Origin of the sequence: Nocardia sp. NPDC058499 (genome assembly GCF_042719915.1) — a bacterium.
In the GTDB taxonomy this organism is placed as follows: domain Bacteria; phylum Actinomycetota; class Actinomycetes; order Mycobacteriales; family Mycobacteriaceae; genus Nocardia.
The window spans coordinates 983409-999313 of record NZ_JBHXMZ010000002.1; the positions used below are offsets into that span (position 1 = coordinate 983409).

Consider the following 15905-nt stretch of genomic DNA (forward strand, 5'->3'; position numbering starts at 1 on the left):
CTTAATTAACCTGGAAGCCGCCCGGCCGCCATCTGTAATCGTACCGAGATCAGCGATTCCGGCCCCGATCCATGCCCGGGTCGTGTACACATTTCGGTCCGGACCGTTCCCCTCACCCCACTCGTAGATCGCTACCTGCGAAAACGTCGACCAGGGCCGACGGATCGACGAGCAGGTATCGGGGTAACCACACAGTATCGCCGGAAGATTAGCGGAAGTAAACAGCCAGGTGGGTTAAATTCAAGCCGCAAAATATTCGACAAATCAGCGCGCCGAACTGTTGACGGAATTTCCCCGTTACCCCTAACGTAGCTCATCGCCACGAACGGCGCCGGGCGAAAAATCGCCCGGAATGCCTACGGTCCGCGCGTTCACACGGGCGCCGGGCACCACCCGAGAAGTTGACCCATCACTCGCTCGACAATGCCGACGAGCTCACGTCTACGAGGAGTTCAACCCATGCCCATGCCCACCCACCTTCCCGGACCGAACGCCGATGTCTGGGACTGGCAGATGCGCGGTTCCTGCCGGGGTGTGGACTCGGCGGTGTTCTTCCATCCCGACGGGGAGCGCGGCCGGGCCCGGGCGGCTCGCGAGCTGCGCGCCAAGGAAATCTGCCGGACCTGCCCGGTCCTCATGCAGTGCCGGTCACATGCGCTGAAGGTCAGTGAGCCCTACGGAATCTGGGGCGGGATGTCGGAAACCGAACGCGAAATGCACGCGCGCCGCAACCGGCGCCGGATGGCGGTATAACCCGGCTTCGGGCGCATCGACCGTGGCAGGGGCAGTTTTGCCGCGGCACGGCAACCGGCAGCGCTCTGCGCAACCGGCGCGACACCGCCTCTTCCGCGGGGCCACATACGGTCTCGGTCATAGCGTGGGGTTATTGTTATGACCGATGACACACGAGAGTATCGAGCTCTCAGCGCTGCTGCAGCGCTGTGGCCATTCGGACGCCGAAGCTTTCGCCGAACTCTACGATCGGACCCGCACGCGGGTCTTCGGTCTGGTGTTGCGTGTCCTACAGGATTCGGGGTTCGCCGAGGAGACCACACAGGAGGTCTACCTGCAGACCTGGCGTACCGCGGCGAGTTTCGACCCGGCCCGCGGTTCGGCGGTGACCTGGCTGATGACACTGGCCCATCGCCGTGCGGTCGACCGTGTACGTGCCGAACAGGCGCATACGCAGCGGGAGATCGCCTACGGCGCCCGGGTACTCGGGCACGACTACGACGAGGTCATCGAGGAGGTCGAGCGCAAACTCGACCATCAGGCCGTGGTGCTCGGCCTGCGTAGCCTCACCGAGAACCAGCGCGAGGCGATTTCGCTGGCCTATTACGACGGCCGGACGTACGCGGAGGTCGCCCGGCAGCTCGATATCGGCCTGCCGACCGTCAAATCCCGGATCAGAGACGGGCTGCTCAGATTGAAGAAGAGTATGGCGGCCGCCCCGCCCAACGGCGAGCGGCGGCCGATACGAGAACGGGCCGTTCACATTCCGCGCAGAGTGTGAACGGCCCGTTCTCTGTGTCCCTACCGGTCCCGGCCGGCGGGCGGCCGGGAGGTCGGATCAGTGGGCGTGACCGTGCCCGTGGTCGTCTTCTTCTTCGGCGGGCTTGTCCACCACGGCACTTTCGGTGGTGAGCACCATCCGTGCCACCGAGGCGGCGTTGATCACGGCCGAGCGGGTCACCTTGACCGGGTCCACGACACCGTCGGTGAGCAGATCACCGTAGGTCAGGGTGGCGGCATTGAAGCCCTCCTTGCCCTCACCGACCTTGCTCACGACAACGGCACCGTCGAGGCCGGCGTTGCTGGCGATCCAGTACAGCGGCGCCCGCAGCGCGCCGCGCAGCACCTCGGCGCCGACGGCCTCGTCACCGGACAGGCCGGCGATCAGGCTGTCGAGCTTGGTACCGGCCTGTACGAGCGCGGTACCGCCGCCGGGCACGATGCCCTCCTCGACGGCCGCCTTGGCCGCGCTGACCGCATCCTCGACCCGGTACTTACGCTCCTTGAGCGCGGTCTCGGTGGCCGCGCCGACCCGGATCACCGCGACACCGCCGGCCAGTTTGGCCAGCCGCTCCTCGAGCTTCTCCCGGTCCCAATCGGAATCGGTGGCCTCGATCTCGCGGCGCAGCTGCGCGCTGCGGGCGGCGATATCGTCCTGGGTGCCGGCGCCGTCGACGATCGTGGTGGTGTCCTTGGTGACCACTACGCGGCGCGCCGAACCGAGTACCTCGAGGCCCGACTCGCGCAGGTTGATACCCAGGTCGGGGTTGACCACGGTACCGGCGGTGACGACGGCCAGATCGTCGAGGAACGCCTTGCGGCGGTCACCGAAGAACGGCGCCTTGACCGCGACGGCCTTGAGGGTTTTGCGGATGGAGTTGACCACCAGGGTGGACAGCGCCTCGCCCTCGACGTCCTCGGCGATGATCAGGACCGGCTTACCGGATTCGGCGATCTTCTCCAGCAACGGCAGCAAGTCCGGCAGGGAGCTGATCTTCTCGCGGTGCAGGAGGATCTGCGCATCCTCCAGCACGGCTTCCTGGCTGTCGCCGTCGGTGATGAAGTACGGCGAGAGGTAGCCCTTGTCGAACTGGACACCCTCGGTGACCACCAGTTCGGTCTGCAGGGTGGAGGACTCCTCGACGGTGACCACACCGTCCTTGCCGACCGTGGTCAGCGCCTTGCCGACCATCTCGCCGATCTCCGCGTCCCGCGAGGAGACGGTGGCGACCTGGGCGATGGCCTGTTCGCCGCTGACCGGGGTGGCCGCGGCCAGCAGGGCCTCGGAAACCGCGTCGGCGGCCTGGGCCAGGCCCGCGCCGATGGCGATCGGGTTGGCACCGGCCGCGATGTTCTTCAGACCGCCGCGCACCATCGCCTGGGCGAGCACGGTGGCGGTGGTGGTGCCGTCACCTGCCACGTCGTTGGTCTTGGTGGCGACGCTCTTGACCAGCTGGGCGCCGAGGTTCTCGAACGGATCCTCGAGATCGATATCACGCGCGATGGTGACACCGTCGTTGGTGACGGTGGGGCCGCCGAACGATTTGGCCAGCACCACGTGCCGGCCGCGCGGGCCGAGAGTGACCTTGACCGCATCGGCGAGCTTGTCGACACCGCGCTCCAGGGCCCGCCGAGCGTGCTCGTCGAACTGGATCTGCTTTGCCATATGTCTTCGCTCCTGTATCTGGTGCGCTTCGAGTTGTGTGGCACAACGCACTCCGCCCCGGGTCAGCGTTCGACACCGGGGCGGAATGCATGCGCGGCAGTCGGATTACTTGCCGACGACAGCCAGCACGTCGCGCGCGGACAGGATCAGGTATTCCTCACCCTGGTACTTGATCTCGGTACCGCCGTACTTGCTGTAGATGACGGTGTCGCCCTCTGCGACATCCAGCGGGATGCGCTTTTCACCTTCGTCGTCCCACCGGCCGGGGCCGACGGCGACAACGGTGCCTTCCTGCGGCTTCTCCTTGGCCGTATCAGGGATGACCAGGCCGGAGGCGGTCGTCGTCTCGGCCTCGTTGGCCTGGACGAGGATCTTGTCCTCGAGCGGCTTGATGTTCACGCTCGCCACGTTGAGCCCTCCACTTTCAGGGGATAACGGTCGTCCGGAACTGTTGTCCCGGACCATCGATTCGGTCACGATGCTGACCCTGCGCATAGCCCCGTCGTCGCGGGTGCCGGGACCGCCTGCTCAGTAGTCAAGCCTGGCACCGGGCAACAATCGGTGCCAGCTAGCACTCTATACATGAGAGTGCCAGCGCTCAAGGGCAGGCGGTGCCAACCCGCCGATCGGCGGTATTCCCGGCGAAATGATCTTGCTGTCACCAACACGCCACAGAACGCGGCCGCTGGTCGCCGGGTTGGGGCGGACTACGGCGGGTAACCCAGAGAAACAGGGCTTCCCAATGATTCTCCGACTCTGTAACGTTCGGATAACAGATCGTGGCACCATGGGTGATGGTTGTTCGCGAGCCCACCGCTTCCCGCAGACGGCGGTGGTCTCGTGAACAGCCTCGCCCCATGTCCGGACAGGCCGGCGCGAACGACGAGGTTCCGCTCGAAAGGAGGTGAAGAGAATATGCGTACGTCGCTCGGCATCTCCGCCGGGAACGAGGTGGTGTGCTCCGCACTGGTCACCACCGCGGCCAACGGTGCGCGGAAGTTCGACTACCGGGTCGTCTCGGCGGAGGAACATTCCGACCTCGGCGATCTCGTCGCGTCCTCGATCGAGCTGATGACCACCCAGCTGCCCGGGAGCCATCAGCACGAAGCCGTTTTCGGACCGCATGTTCCCGCCCCCCGGACCTCCGGTCTCGACGTCGTCGCCGAACGCCCGCCCACGGGCGTCGCCGTGGCCTACCGCGGTAAGGAACAGGCCCAGGCGATCCGGATGGCCACCGGCAAACACCGCGAACCGCAACTGGTTCCGGAAACCACCGCGGCGCTCACCTTCCTGCGCGATACCGGCCTGCTGGATCGATACGGCACGGTCGCGGTGATCGACCTCGGCGCTTCCGGCTGCACGGTCTCGGTGGCCGACCCGGCCGACGGTACGGTCCTGCACACCGCCCGCACCACGACGGTCAGCGGGCGCGCGATCGATGATCTGCTGTACCGGCATCTGGTCGATCAGCACTATGCCCGGCGCGGCACCCGGCCCAACCGGAGTGTGCTGATCAACCGGGCGCGCACCGCCAAAGAGCATCTGTCGGTCACCCAGGCCGTCACCATCGACCATATCGCCGGCCGGCCGCTCAAACTCACCCGTACCGATTTCGAACTCCTCGCCGCCCGCCTGCTGCGAGAACTGGCGCGGTTCACCTCGATGACCTTCGGGCTGGCCGACCGGACACCGGAAGCGGTGGTGGTGATCGGCGGCGGGGCGAATATCCCGGCCGTACTGGGAACCCTGCGCAGCGAACTGGATCTGCCCGTCGTGACGGTGCCGGACCCGGACGCCGTGATCGCCAAGGGCGCCGCGCTGCTGGCCGATACCGCCAGCTCCGCCACGCCGATCGGCGCGCTCACTCCCGACAAGTCCGGGAACACCCTGCTCAAGGCGTTCGGTACGGTCGCCGGCGCGATCGTGGTGGTCGGGCTGATCGTCGGGTACGGAGTGAACACCGGCACACCGTCTTCCGACGACGAGGTCTCCCCCGCGGGAACGACCAGCAGCGCGCAGGTCCCGCCCACCACCACGGCTGCCCCCACCACCTCTGTTGCCCCCACCACCACCGAGGCGGCACCGCAGCCGATCGAGGAACCCGCCGAAACCGGCACCCCTTACATACCGACCTACGAGCCCACATACGAACCGCCGGTGACGACCGAACCGGATACCGGCACAGCACCCTCCACCAGCGCCGAACCGACCTCGCCCACCGAGCCGCCGACGACGATCACGGGCACCACTTCGCCCACGTCGCCCGCCCCGCCGTCCTCGCAGCCGACCCTGCGCCCGGACCCGAACCTGCCGCCGATCCCGTTCCCGGAAGGCCTCGGTCCGGGCGCTCTCGCCCCACCACCACCCGCCGAGGAACAACCGGCTCCGGACTCGCCGTCCACCTCGGATACCCCGTCCGAGAACGGCACCCAGAGCACCGAAACAACGTTCCAGGTCACGCCTCCACCACCGGTACCCAGGCTTCCCGGCACCGGTTCCGCGGGTTAGTGGGACAGGCGGCCACCCGACTTCACGAACTCGATCTTCGTCACGGCCGATTCGGTATCCGAATCGGGGCGATCTACCGCCGACCAGCCGCACGCTCGATAGAACGCGATCGCCGCCGCGTTACCCGCAAAGGTTTCGAGACGGATTTCGCTGTACCGGGCGAACAGGATCTCCTCAGCTCGTGAGAGCAACAGTTTGCCCAGCCCGCGCCGATGATTACGGATGTCGATCATCATCAGGTCGACGGTCGGCCCGTCGAGAATCATCAAACCCGCGGGGTCTCCGTGCACATCCAGGCAGTAAACGTGCCCCTGCCGGACGTGGCTCTCGACGTGCTCATCCGATGCGCCTGAGTCGATGAAACGATCAACCCCCTCATCGCCCAGGAACGAGCGATAGCTCGCGTCGATCGTGCGGCGTGCAATCTCTTGCAGGGCCGTAATGTCCGCACGGAGCGCGGGGCGCACGACGAGATGTGCAGGTGGCAATGACATGCGGACTCCAAGCTGTTCGCGCTGATGAGCGGTTCCGCCGGACGGCTACCGCTGTCCGGGGGCTGAGCGAACGGCTCCGCACCCCACCACCTCAGCTCACCTGGCTGACCGATACCGGCAGGCCCGGATCGCTGGCCACCGACAGCGGCGAGGGTTCGGCGCCGCCGCCGATCACGTGTGCTCCCAGCGCGGCGATCATCACGCCGTTATCGGTGCACAGCCGCGGTTTCGGTATCCGCAACGTCAAACCTGCTGCGGCGCATCGTTCTTCGGCCATGGAACGGATACGGGTGTTCGCGGTGGCGCCACCGCCGAGCACCAGCGTGTCCACGCCCACATCCTGGGCCGCGCGGACCGCCTTCATGGTCAGCACATCCGCGACCGCTTCCTGGAACGACGCCGCGATATCGGGTATCGGCAACTCGTCGATACCCTGGCGGTGCTGTGCCTCCACGTACCGGGCGACTGCGGTTTTCAGCCCGGAGAAGGAAAAGTCGTGGCGGGCGTCGCGCGGACCGGTCATTCCGCGGGGGAAGGCGATCGCCGTCGGGTCGCCGGTGACCGCGGCCGCGTCGAGCGCGGGGCCGCCGGGGTATCCGAGGCCGAGCAGGCGGGCCACCTTGTCGAATGCCTCGCCGGCGGCGTCGTCGACCGTGCTACCCAATTCGATCAGTGGCCGCGACAGATCCTCGACATGCAGCAGATGCGTATGCCCACCGGAAACCAGCAGCGCCACACACGGCGGCATCGGGCCGTGCTCGAGCGTATCCACGGCGACGTGACCGCCGAGATGGTTCAACGCGTAGAACGGGATATCCCAGGCCGCGGCATAGGCTTTGGCGGCCGCCACCCCCACCAGCAGCGCACCCGCGAGACCGGGTCCGATGGTTACCGCGAGGGCGTCGGGGGCGACGATCCCGGCGGTGGACAGGGCACGGCGCATGGCCGGCACGATCGCCTCGAGATGGGCGCGCGACGCGATCTCGGGAACCACCCCACCGAAGCGGGCATGTTCGGCGACGCTCGAGGCCACCTCGTCGGCGAGAAGTTCGCAGCTGCCGTCGGGATGGCGCCGTACGATTCCGACGCCGGTCTCGTCACAGGAACTCTCGATCCCCATGACGATCACGACAGCACCCCGTCCGGAGTACGCGGGACGACACCCGCCGGAACATCTTCCAGCGCGGGGCGGCGCATCGTGTACGCGTCGGCGCCACTGGGGTGGTAGTAGTTCTTACGCAGGCCGATGATGTGGAAACCGTGTTTGGCGTACAGCGCGATCGCCGGCGCGTTATCGGTGCGCACCTCCAGGAACACCGGCCCGCCGCGGCGCCCGGCCTCGGCCAGCAGCGCCTCGAGCAGAATCGTGCCGATACCGGCGCGATGGCAGGCCGGATCGACCCCGATGGTGTGCACCTCGGCTTCCGGATGCTCGGCATCACCGAGCAGCGCGATCCCCGCGTAGCCGACCATTCTCCCGGACTCGTCACGCGCGGTGATGTAGCGGTTGTAGCGGGCCGAAAGCTCCGAGTGGAACGATACGGCCTGCCACGGATCGTCCTCCGGGAACAGCAGCTGCTCCAATTCCACGCAGCCGGCGATATCGGCCGGTGCCATGGGTTCTATCCGGATCCCCATCGTCACGCTCCCATCCGGTCGAGGGTGCGGTAGCTTTTTTCGACCGCGTCGGGTCGCCGCAGGTACATCGGAACCAGCGGCTCCGGGGTCACGCCCGAAAGCAACGCGGGCGCCGCCACCCGCACCAGACCGGCGGGCGACGGGGTCTGCGCGGACAGCACGGGCAGGTCGAACAATGCGGTATGTGCCGCGGACCCGGCGACCTTGGTGGCGCCCGCGATATCCAGGTCGGCGGGTTTGCCGACCTCGGGGCCGGCGATGCGGCGGCCGCGGTAGCGCGCGGAGTACACCTCGCGGCGGCGGGCGTCGGTGACGACGAGCAGTTCGTCGTCCGGTCCGAGTTCACCGGCACAGTCGGCGGCGAGGGCATCCAGGCTGCACACTCCGTGCACCGGAATACCCAGCGCATCACCGAACGCGGCGGCGGTGGCCATCCCGACGCGCAGCCCAGTGAACGGTCCGGGACCGATACCGGCCACTACTGCCGCGATATCCGTGCGGGCGATACCCGCTTCGGAGATGCATTCCAAAATCTGCGGGGTGAGTGCTTCGGCGTGGGCGCGGGCATCGACGAGCGTCCGGACGGCGAGGGTCCGCGGGCGGGCGGTGTCCGGGCTGTTCGCACCGGCCGCCGCCTGCTCCAGCTCGACCAGTCCCGCCGTGACGGCAGGCGTCGCGGTGTCGACAGCAAGTGCAAGCATGATTTGGTCCACGATACCGGGTGACCGACCGCACACGGTGGTGGCGCACGGCTACTCGCCGGGGCCGATGGCCACCCACTCCCAAGTAGCCGTCCGCACTTCGGATTCCGGTTCGCGGGCCATCCGCACCAGCAGATGGCGGCCTGTCAGCCGTTCCACCACACCGCTGCCCCACTCCACCACGACGACCGCATCGTCGAGTTCGGTATCGAGATCGAGGGCATCGAGTTCGTCCAGGCTGCCGCCGAGCCGATACGCGTCGACATGAACCAGCGGCACCGGCGGACCGTCCGCGCGCGGGCCCGCGGGGTGGCGGCGGGCGATCACGAAGGTCGGTGAACTGACCCGGCCTCCGACTCCCAGACCGGCGGCGATACCGCGGGTGAGCGCGGTCTTACCGGCCCCGAGCGGACCGTCGAGCACCACCAGATCACCCGCGCGCAGTCCGCGCGCGAGTTCGCGGCCGAGCGCCTCGGTATCGGCGACGGTCGGCAGTTCGCGTTCGCAGCGCTGCGCGGATGCGGTGGGCTGCCGCTCGCTGTGATCAGCCACCGGCGGCCTCGCTCAGATCGTCCTCGCCGACCACCCCGGCGCGTAACAGCAGCCGGTCCAGGGCGGCGTTCGTCTCGTCCGGATACTGCAGCTGCGGCATATGCGCGCACTCCGGCAGCCGGACGAGTTCGCAATCGGCCAATTCCCGGGCCAGCGCACGGGAATTGCGGAACGGGATCACCAGATCGCGGATACCGCCGAGTACCAGCACCGGAAGATCGCGCAGCACCGGCAGTGCCGCGGCCTCGTCGTGTAATTCGATGGCCTTCAGGAACTTCACCACGGTTTCCACCGGCGTCCGGTCGATCATCATGGTGGTGAACCGCGACAGGGTCGGGCTCACCGGGCCGTGGAACGAACTCACATGCAGGATCGGCGTGATGATATGCCGGGCGGTGACCCGCCCGGCCTGCACCAATGCCGGCGCGGTGTGCACGGCCAGCCGGAACCCGTCGATCGCCGGGTTGCGCAGCAGCTGGCCGATCCCGGCGGAGGTCACCTCCGCGGCGGCGGTGGACAGCAGGGCCACGGCCCGCACACGCTGCGCGTACAGATCACCCGCATGCGCGGCGGCGGCCAGCACCGCCATCCCGCCGAGCGAATGCCCGACCAGGATCAGCGGACCGCGCGGCGCCTTGGCGTCGATCACCGTGAGCAGATCGCGGCCGAGCTGGTTCACCGTGCAACTATCGGTTTCCGGGGTGCCCGACCGGCCGTGCCCGCGCAGATCGAACAGCACCAGCCGCAGCCGCGATCCCCAGCGTTGCGCCAGATGCCGGCGCTGGAAATGGAAGGACTCCATGCTGTTACAGAAGCCGTGGACGAAAACCACGGTCGCCTCGGCATCGCCGGTGCCCCATTCGCGGGTGGCCAGGCAGACACCGTCGTCGGCGATCACCTCGCCGGCGCGGTCGAGATCGATCAGCGCGAAGTTCTCGTCCCGGTATTCGTCGCGCACCGGCGGCCACAGCACTTTCGCGCCGGCCCGGCGCAGCGCGTGCACACCGGCCATGGCGCCCACCACACCGGCCGTGGCCAGACCGCCGCGTAACAGTGTCGTCCGTGGTTTCACCGCGTCCCTCCCCGATAGCGCCGGTGTACCCGGCCGCGCGGCGCGCACACCACTTCGTAGTGGATGGTGCCGAGCAGATCCGCCCAGTCCTGGGCGCGCGGTTCCCCGCGGGTGCCGGGGCCGAACAGGATGGCGGTATCGCCCTCCACCACCCCGTCGCTGTTGTCACCGAGTTCGACCACGAGCTGGTCCATACAGACCCGGCCCCGGTTCGGGCGCCGCCGGCCGGCGACCCACACCTCCATCCGGTTGCCGAGGGTCCGGAACACCCCGTCGGCGTAGCCGGCCGGGATCAGCGCGACCGTGGTGTCGGCGGGCGCGATCCACTCGTGGCCGTAGGAAACGCCTTCCCCCGCGGTCACCTCCTTGACCAGCGCCACCTCGGCCTGGAAGGTCATCGCGGGCCGCAGATCGAATTCGCCGATATCCGGAACGGGTGTCAGGCCGTAGACGGCGATCCCCGGGCGCACCATGTCGAAAGCCAGATCCGGCCTGGTCAGGGTGGCCGCAGAGTTCGCCAGGTGCACGAGTTCGGGTTCCAGCCCGTACTCCTTGGCGGTGGCAATCGCTTCCAGGAACCGGTCGCGCTGCCGATCGATCACCGGGTGGTACGGCTCGTCGGCATGGGCGAGGTGGGAGAAGATCGCGCGGAACCGGACGATGCCCTCGTCGACCAGTTTCCGCAGGTCGGCGAGCACTGTCGGATAGACGAGCGGATCGACACCGTTGCGGTTGAGCCCGGTATCGACCTTCAGCGTGACGATCGCGCGGCGACCCAGCTCGCGGGCGGCGGCTGCCACCGCTCCCAGCTGTTCCGGCGAGGAGATCCCGATCTCGATATCGGCGGCGACGGCGGCGGCGTAATCGGCGTCACAGACATTGAGCCAGCACAGGATCGGTGCCTCGATCCCGGCGGCCCGCAGCGCCACCGCCTCGTCGATCGTGGTGACCCCGAGTTCGGCCGCCCCCGCGGCCAGCGCCGCCCGCGCGACCTCGACGGCCCCGTGGTTGTAACCGTCGGCCTTGACCACCACCATCACCGCGGCGTCGCCGGCGTGTGCCCGCAGGACGCCCACATTGTGCGCGATGGCATCCAGATCGACGATCGTCTCCACTTGCCCATTCACATCTGCCGATACTGCCATCTCCCCGAATGGTCCGGTTCGATGCCCGCCTGCCCATGCCTCACCGGCCTGCATCGGCAGGCTCCGGTGGCACCGAGTTCACCGGACGCGATCCGGGTCTGCAAAGACCAGGCACTGTAGTCGTGTGCAGCCGTGCCCCCGATCCGCGGCAGCGGGGACACCACAGCGAGGACACCGCAGCCGGACGCCGCCATCAGCGCATCGGCCGGTGTCGCAGCTATGAACTGATTCGCCCTCGACGTACTGGCTGCAACGGCGCGAGCATGGGGCGGTGGCGCCGGATGCACCCAATGCGGATGCGCGCGGGGGCCGGGTCGGCGATACCGGCGCGCCACTGCGACCCACCGGGTACATCGACTCATTTCCGCGTGCGCACGGCCACAACCACAGAGTCCCAGCGGAAACTCGCGCGGGCACACATACCCGGAGCCGATCTCTTGTACCGCCGTCTCGACACGCGGACCCGACCCGCCCGCGTAGCGCACAGCAAGATACCTCTTCATCGCCTGCGCGACGAGGTCCGCAGATACGCGATGGCCGGCTGGAGATGACGCAAGAGGGGGCCGGCCGAAATCGGAGCGGCACCGGATCCCGCGGAGTGCGCCGCGATATCGGCGGCCGCTGCGTGCGCCCGCGCCGCCGCGGCCGCAGCCCATCCGGGTTCCTTGCCCGCGGCGAGCAAGGCGCCGATCACCCCCGACAGCACATCGCCGGCCCCGGCCGTCGCCGCCCAGGAGCCGCCGGCCTCGTTGACCAGCACCGGCCTGCCGGGTTCGGCGATCAGGGTCGCCCGCCCTTTCAGCAGCACGGTGACCTGCCATGCTTCGGCGAGTTCACGCACCGCCGCGACCCGATCCCGGCCGGGTTCGCGGCCGGTGAGCCTGGCGAACTCGCCGGCATGTGGGGTCAGCACCGTAGCGGCCCGGCGACCACGGACCAGCTCGGGTTCCTGCGCCAGCAGAGTGAGACCGTCGGCATCGATGACAACCGGCAGATCGGTGGCCAGGATCTCGGCGAGGCGATCGCGGGCGCTGCGGCCGGTTCCGGAGCCGGGGCCGAATACCCAGGACTGAACCCGGCCGGTAGTGGCTGGATCAGGGGTCGCGATCACTTCCGGGTTCTGCGCGAGGACAGCCGGGCCTGCGGTGCCGACATAGCGGACCATCCCGGAGGTCGCGGCGACCGCTGCCCCGGTACAGAGCACTGCCGCGCCCGGATAGGTCTCGCTGCCGGCATGCACCCCGACAACTCCCTGCGTGTACTTGTCGTCCTCCGCCCCGGGCACCGGCCAGCCCGCCCCCACTTCCGCCGGTTCCAGCGCGGCGAGTCGCGGGTCGGGCAGCCGTAAACCGATGGGCACCAGCACGATCCGGCCGCAACGGGACGCCGCCAGCGCGTGCACCGGTTTCCGGGCACCGAACGCGACGGTGACCGCCGCCTGCACTGCGGGCCCATCGACCGCCCCCGTATCCGGATCGACCCCGCTCGGCAGGTCGGCGGCGATGATCGGGACCGTCAGGCCCGCAACGATTCGTGCCGCGTCCGGACGTAGCGACCCTCGCCCGGAAATACCGACGATCCCGTCGATCACCAGGTCCGCGCCGGCCAATTCCGTAAGAGCCACAGCCTGATCGGCACATACTCGTCCCCCGGCGCGGCGTAAGGCGGCAAGTCCCGCGGTATGCGCTCGTTCCGGCTTCAACAACACGGCCGTTACCGCCACGCCGCGGCGGCGCAGCATCGATCCCGCCCACAACGCATCCCCGCCGTTGTCCCCGGAACCCACCAGCAGGCCCACCTTCCGGCCCGCGATTCCACCACTGCGAGAGCGCAGTTCGGACGCCACCACCGTGGCCAGCCCGTAGGCGGCCCGGCGCATCGGCTCCCCCGCGGGGACCCGGGTGAACAATTCGGCCTCCGCGGCACGCACCTCGTCGGCGGTGTAATAGCCGGACAGTTCGCTCACCGAACACACCTCCGCAGTCGACAGCCAACGACGCCAGCAGACTACGCTTGGCCGTCATGCCCCGACCTCACCGTGCCGCATCGGCCGCCGTCGCCGGACTCACGCTCGTGGCGGCCCTGCTGGCCGGTTGCGGATCCGACGAGCCCGCCCCTTCCCGCACCGATACGTCGGTCACCGGATCGGCGGAGAGCACGGAGAAGCCGGAGGCGACGGTCACCGTCTTCGTCGAGGAAGACGCTTTCGCACCGGCCGAGATCACCATCACCGCGGGCGATACCGTGTCCTGGCATTTCGACGGCGATATCCCGCACGGCGTCCAGGGCATCGGCGACAAGGCGATGGGCCTGAACAGCCCGCTGTTCGAGGTCGGCGATTGGAGCTACACCTTCACCGCACCGGGCGAATACCGCTACCTGTGCCCGATCCACCCGGATATGCGCGGAACGATCACCGTCGAGGAAGCCTGACCGGGCACTATCCAGCGGGTCGGCGGGGCTCAACTCCGGCCGGCCTTCAGGCGAGGCCCCTCTGTCAGGCGCCGACGGGTGCATTCCGGCTACGCGCGGCCGGGCGAAGGCAGAGGCGAATCCGCTCGAAATCACCGGGCACCCGACCGGCACCGGTCGGGTGCGCAGTCGCGCGTATACAGCCCGTCGAATTACGTCCGCATGACCTCGCCGATGCAGCCGGCGGTGCCGACGCGGGAGGTGGGCAAACACGTCCGGTGGTGAGAGACTCCTACTCCACTGTCACCGATTTGGCGAGGTTACGCGGTTTGTCCACGTCGTAGCCGCGGGCCTGCGCCACCTCGGCGGCGAAGATCTGCAGCGGAACCGTCGACAGCAGCGGCTGGTACAGCGTCGGCGCGGACGGGATCTCGATCAGATCGTCGGCGAACGGCCGAACCAGATCGTCACCCTCCTCGGCGATCACGATCGTGCGCGCGCCCCGGGCCTGGATCTCACGGATATTGCTGAGCAGTTTGGCATGCAGCACCCCGCGCCCCTTCGGCGACGGCATCACCACGATCACCGGCAGCCCGTCCTCGATCAACGCGATCGGACCGTGCTTCAACTCACCTGCCGCGAAACCCTCCGCGTGCATATACGCGAGTTCCTTCAGCTTGAGCGCGCCCTCGAGCGCCACCGGGTAGCCGACATGGCGACCCAGGAACAGGATGGTCCGTTCCCGCGCCAGTTCCCGGGCGATCGCCCGCACCTGCGGTGCCGTTTCCAGCACCCGGTCCACCAGCTTCGGCATGGCCTCCAACTCGGCGAACTCGCGCGCCACCTCGTCGGGGTACTTGGTGCCCCGCGCCTGCGCCAGCGCCAGCCCGACCAGCAGGTTCGCCGTCACCTGGGCGAGGAACGCCTTGGTGGACGCGACCCCGATCTCCGGCCCGGCGCGGGTGTAGAGCACCGCATCGGATTCGCGGGGAATCTGCGCGCCGTTGGTATTGCAGACCGCCAGCACCCGCGCCTTCTGACTCTTGGCATGCCGGACGGCTTCCAGGGTGTCGGCGGTCTCACCCGACTGCGATACCGCGACCACCAGGGTGGAGCGGTCCAGCACCGGGTCGCGGTAACGGAATTCGCTGGCCAGCTCCACTTCCACGGGCAGCCGGGTCCAGTGTTCGATGGCGTACTTCGCGACCAGACCGGAGTGGTAGGCGCTGCCGCAGGCCACCACGAACACCTTCTCCACATCGCGGAGTTCCTGGTCGGAAAGACGCTGCTCGTCCAGCACGATCCGGCCGTCCAGGCCGGGAGTCTGGTCGAAATGACCGATGAGCGTATCGGCGACCGCGCCGGGCTGCTCCTCGATCTCCTTGAGCATGAAGTAGTCGTGGCCGCCTTTCTCGGCGGCGGCCAGATCCCAGTCGATGGTGAACGGCCGGGAGTGCACGCCCTCGGTGGAGCCGTGGAAATCGGTGACGCGGTAGCCGTCGGCGGTGATCACCACGGCCTGGCCCTCGCCCAGTTCGACGGCTTCGCGGGTGTGTTCGATGAACGCGGTGACATCGGAGGCGATGAACATCTCGTTCTCGCCGACGCCCACCACGAGCGGGGTCGAATGCCGGGCCGCCACGATCGTGCCCGGATGGTCGGCGTGGGTGAAGACCACCGTGAACGCGCCCTCGAGCCGCCGCAGCACCGCCAGCACACTGGCCTCGAAATCGCCCGCGGTCGGCCCTTCGGCGTAGGCCCGCGACACCATGTGCACGGCGACCTCGGTATCGGTTTCGCTGCGCAACTCGACCCCGGCGTTCTCGAGTTCGCGGCGCAGTTCGACGAAGTTCTCGATGATGCCGTTGTGCACGACCGCGACCTTGCCGCTCGCATCCTGATGCGGATGGGCGTTGCGATCGGTCGGCGCGCCGTGTGTGGCCCAGCGGGTATGCCCCATTCCCGTGGACCCGGCGAACACGCCCGGGCCCGCGACGTCCAGCGCCTCTTCCAGATTGCTCAGCCGGCCGGCGCGCCGTTCGATCGCGGCCTGCCCGGTGCCGTCGAGAATTGCCACGCCCGCGGAGTCATAACCTCGGTACTCCATGCGGCGCAAGGCAGCGACGACGACGCCCAACGCGTCCCGGTACCCGACGTACCCCACGATTCCGCACATGGCTCCCCAGAGTACTTATCGGCTAGCCT

At 68.3% G+C, this 15905-nt stretch carries 15 protein-coding genes; 4 read left to right on the forward strand and 11 right to left on the reverse strand.

Features of this window, described 5'->3' with window-relative positions; translation table 11 throughout:
- The first annotated feature begins 459 nt into the window (after positions 1-459).
- Together ACFWPH_RS09655 and sigK are read left to right on the forward strand one after the other, a co-directional pair.
- Positions 460-753, forward strand: coding sequence for a WhiB family transcriptional regulator (locus tag ACFWPH_RS09655; protein ID WP_062973464.1), 294 nt, complete (start codon positions 460-462; stop codon positions 751-753).
- A gap of 145 nt (positions 754-898) precedes the next feature.
- Entirely contained in the window at positions 899-1513 is a 615-nt protein-coding gene (gene sigK / locus ACFWPH_RS09660) for an ECF RNA polymerase sigma factor SigK (RefSeq protein ID WP_378749232.1), read from the forward strand.
- Positions 1514-1570: 57 nt separating this feature from the next.
- Here the strand turns inward: sigK and groL are convergent, their stop codons facing one another.
- Positions 1571-3178, reverse strand: a complete 1608-nt coding sequence (gene groL, locus ACFWPH_RS09665) for a chaperonin GroEL (RefSeq protein WP_378749234.1) — start codon at positions 3176-3178, stop codon at positions 1571-1573.
- 105 nt (positions 3179-3283) lie between these two features.
- On the reverse strand, positions 3284-3586 hold the full coding sequence (gene groES, locus ACFWPH_RS09670) for a co-chaperone GroES (protein ID WP_033243423.1): 303 nt from the start codon (positions 3584-3586) through the stop codon (positions 3284-3286).
- Between the two features lie 507 nt (positions 3587-4093).
- Here groES and ACFWPH_RS09675 point away from each other — a divergent pair.
- Positions 4094-5686, forward strand: a complete 1593-nt coding sequence (locus ACFWPH_RS09675) for an Hsp70 family protein (protein WP_378749236.1) — start codon at positions 4094-4096, stop codon at positions 5684-5686.
- Here ACFWPH_RS09675 and ACFWPH_RS09680 read toward each other — a convergent pair.
- The 8 genes from ACFWPH_RS09680 to ACFWPH_RS09715 all read right to left on the reverse strand — a co-directional run bounded on the left by ACFWPH_RS09680 (position 5683) and on the right by ACFWPH_RS09715 (position 13245).
- On the reverse strand, positions 5683-6180 hold the full coding sequence (locus tag ACFWPH_RS09680) for a GNAT family N-acetyltransferase (RefSeq protein ID WP_378749238.1): 498 nt from the start codon (positions 6178-6180) through the stop codon (positions 5683-5685). The two genes, ACFWPH_RS09675 and ACFWPH_RS09680, sit on opposite strands and share 4 nt — an antisense overlap.
- 91 nt (positions 6181-6271) lie before the next feature.
- Positions 6272-7309: a tRNA (adenosine(37)-N6)-threonylcarbamoyltransferase complex transferase subunit TsaD gene (tsaD, locus tag ACFWPH_RS09685; protein WP_378749240.1), complete on the reverse strand. Its 1038-nt coding sequence runs from the start codon at positions 7307-7309 to the stop codon at positions 6272-6274.
- Positions 7306-7818: a ribosomal protein S18-alanine N-acetyltransferase gene (gene rimI / locus ACFWPH_RS09690; RefSeq protein ID WP_378749242.1), complete on the reverse strand. Its 513-nt coding sequence runs from the start codon at positions 7816-7818 to the stop codon at positions 7306-7308. Before rimI ends, tsaD begins: the two co-directional genes overlap by 4 nt.
- Before the next feature lie 2 nt (positions 7819-7820).
- Positions 7821-8519, reverse strand: coding sequence for a tRNA (adenosine(37)-N6)-threonylcarbamoyltransferase complex dimerization subunit type 1 TsaB (gene tsaB, locus ACFWPH_RS09695; protein WP_378749244.1), 699 nt, complete (start codon positions 8517-8519; stop codon positions 7821-7823).
- Positions 8520-8570: 51 nt separating this feature from the next.
- Positions 8571-9071, reverse strand: coding sequence for a tRNA (adenosine(37)-N6)-threonylcarbamoyltransferase complex ATPase subunit type 1 TsaE (gene tsaE, locus ACFWPH_RS09700; RefSeq protein WP_378749246.1), 501 nt, complete (start codon positions 9069-9071; stop codon positions 8571-8573).
- A complete protein-coding gene (locus ACFWPH_RS09705) occupies positions 9064-10083 on the reverse strand; it encodes an alpha/beta fold hydrolase (protein WP_378749497.1) in 1020 nt (339 codons plus the stop codon). Before ACFWPH_RS09705 ends, tsaE begins: the two co-directional genes overlap by 8 nt.
- A gap of 56 nt (positions 10084-10139) precedes the next feature.
- On the reverse strand, positions 10140-11288 hold the full coding sequence (gene alr, locus ACFWPH_RS09710) for an alanine racemase (RefSeq protein ID WP_378749248.1): 1149 nt from the start codon (positions 11286-11288) through the stop codon (positions 10140-10142).
- Positions 11289-11787: 499 nt separating this feature from the next.
- Positions 11788-13245 carry an NAD(P)H-hydrate dehydratase gene (locus ACFWPH_RS09715; RefSeq protein WP_378749499.1) on the reverse strand — a complete coding sequence of 486 codons (1458 nt, stop codon included), beginning with the start codon at positions 13243-13245 and terminating at the stop codon, positions 11788-11790.
- A 65-nt stretch (positions 13246-13310) separates the two neighbouring features.
- Between ACFWPH_RS09715 and ACFWPH_RS09720 the strand changes: the two genes are divergently transcribed.
- Positions 13311-13721, forward strand: coding sequence for a plastocyanin/azurin family copper-binding protein (locus tag ACFWPH_RS09720; RefSeq protein WP_378749250.1), 411 nt, complete (start codon positions 13311-13313; stop codon positions 13719-13721).
- 271 nt (positions 13722-13992) lie between these two features.
- Here the strand turns inward: ACFWPH_RS09720 and glmS are convergent, their stop codons facing one another.
- The gene (gene glmS / locus ACFWPH_RS09725; RefSeq protein ID WP_378749252.1) at positions 13993-15876 is read right to left on the reverse strand and encodes a glutamine--fructose-6-phosphate transaminase (isomerizing); all 1884 of its coding nucleotides are present in this window, start codon (positions 15874-15876) and stop codon (positions 13993-13995) included.
- Positions 15877-15905: the final 29 nt, after the last annotated feature.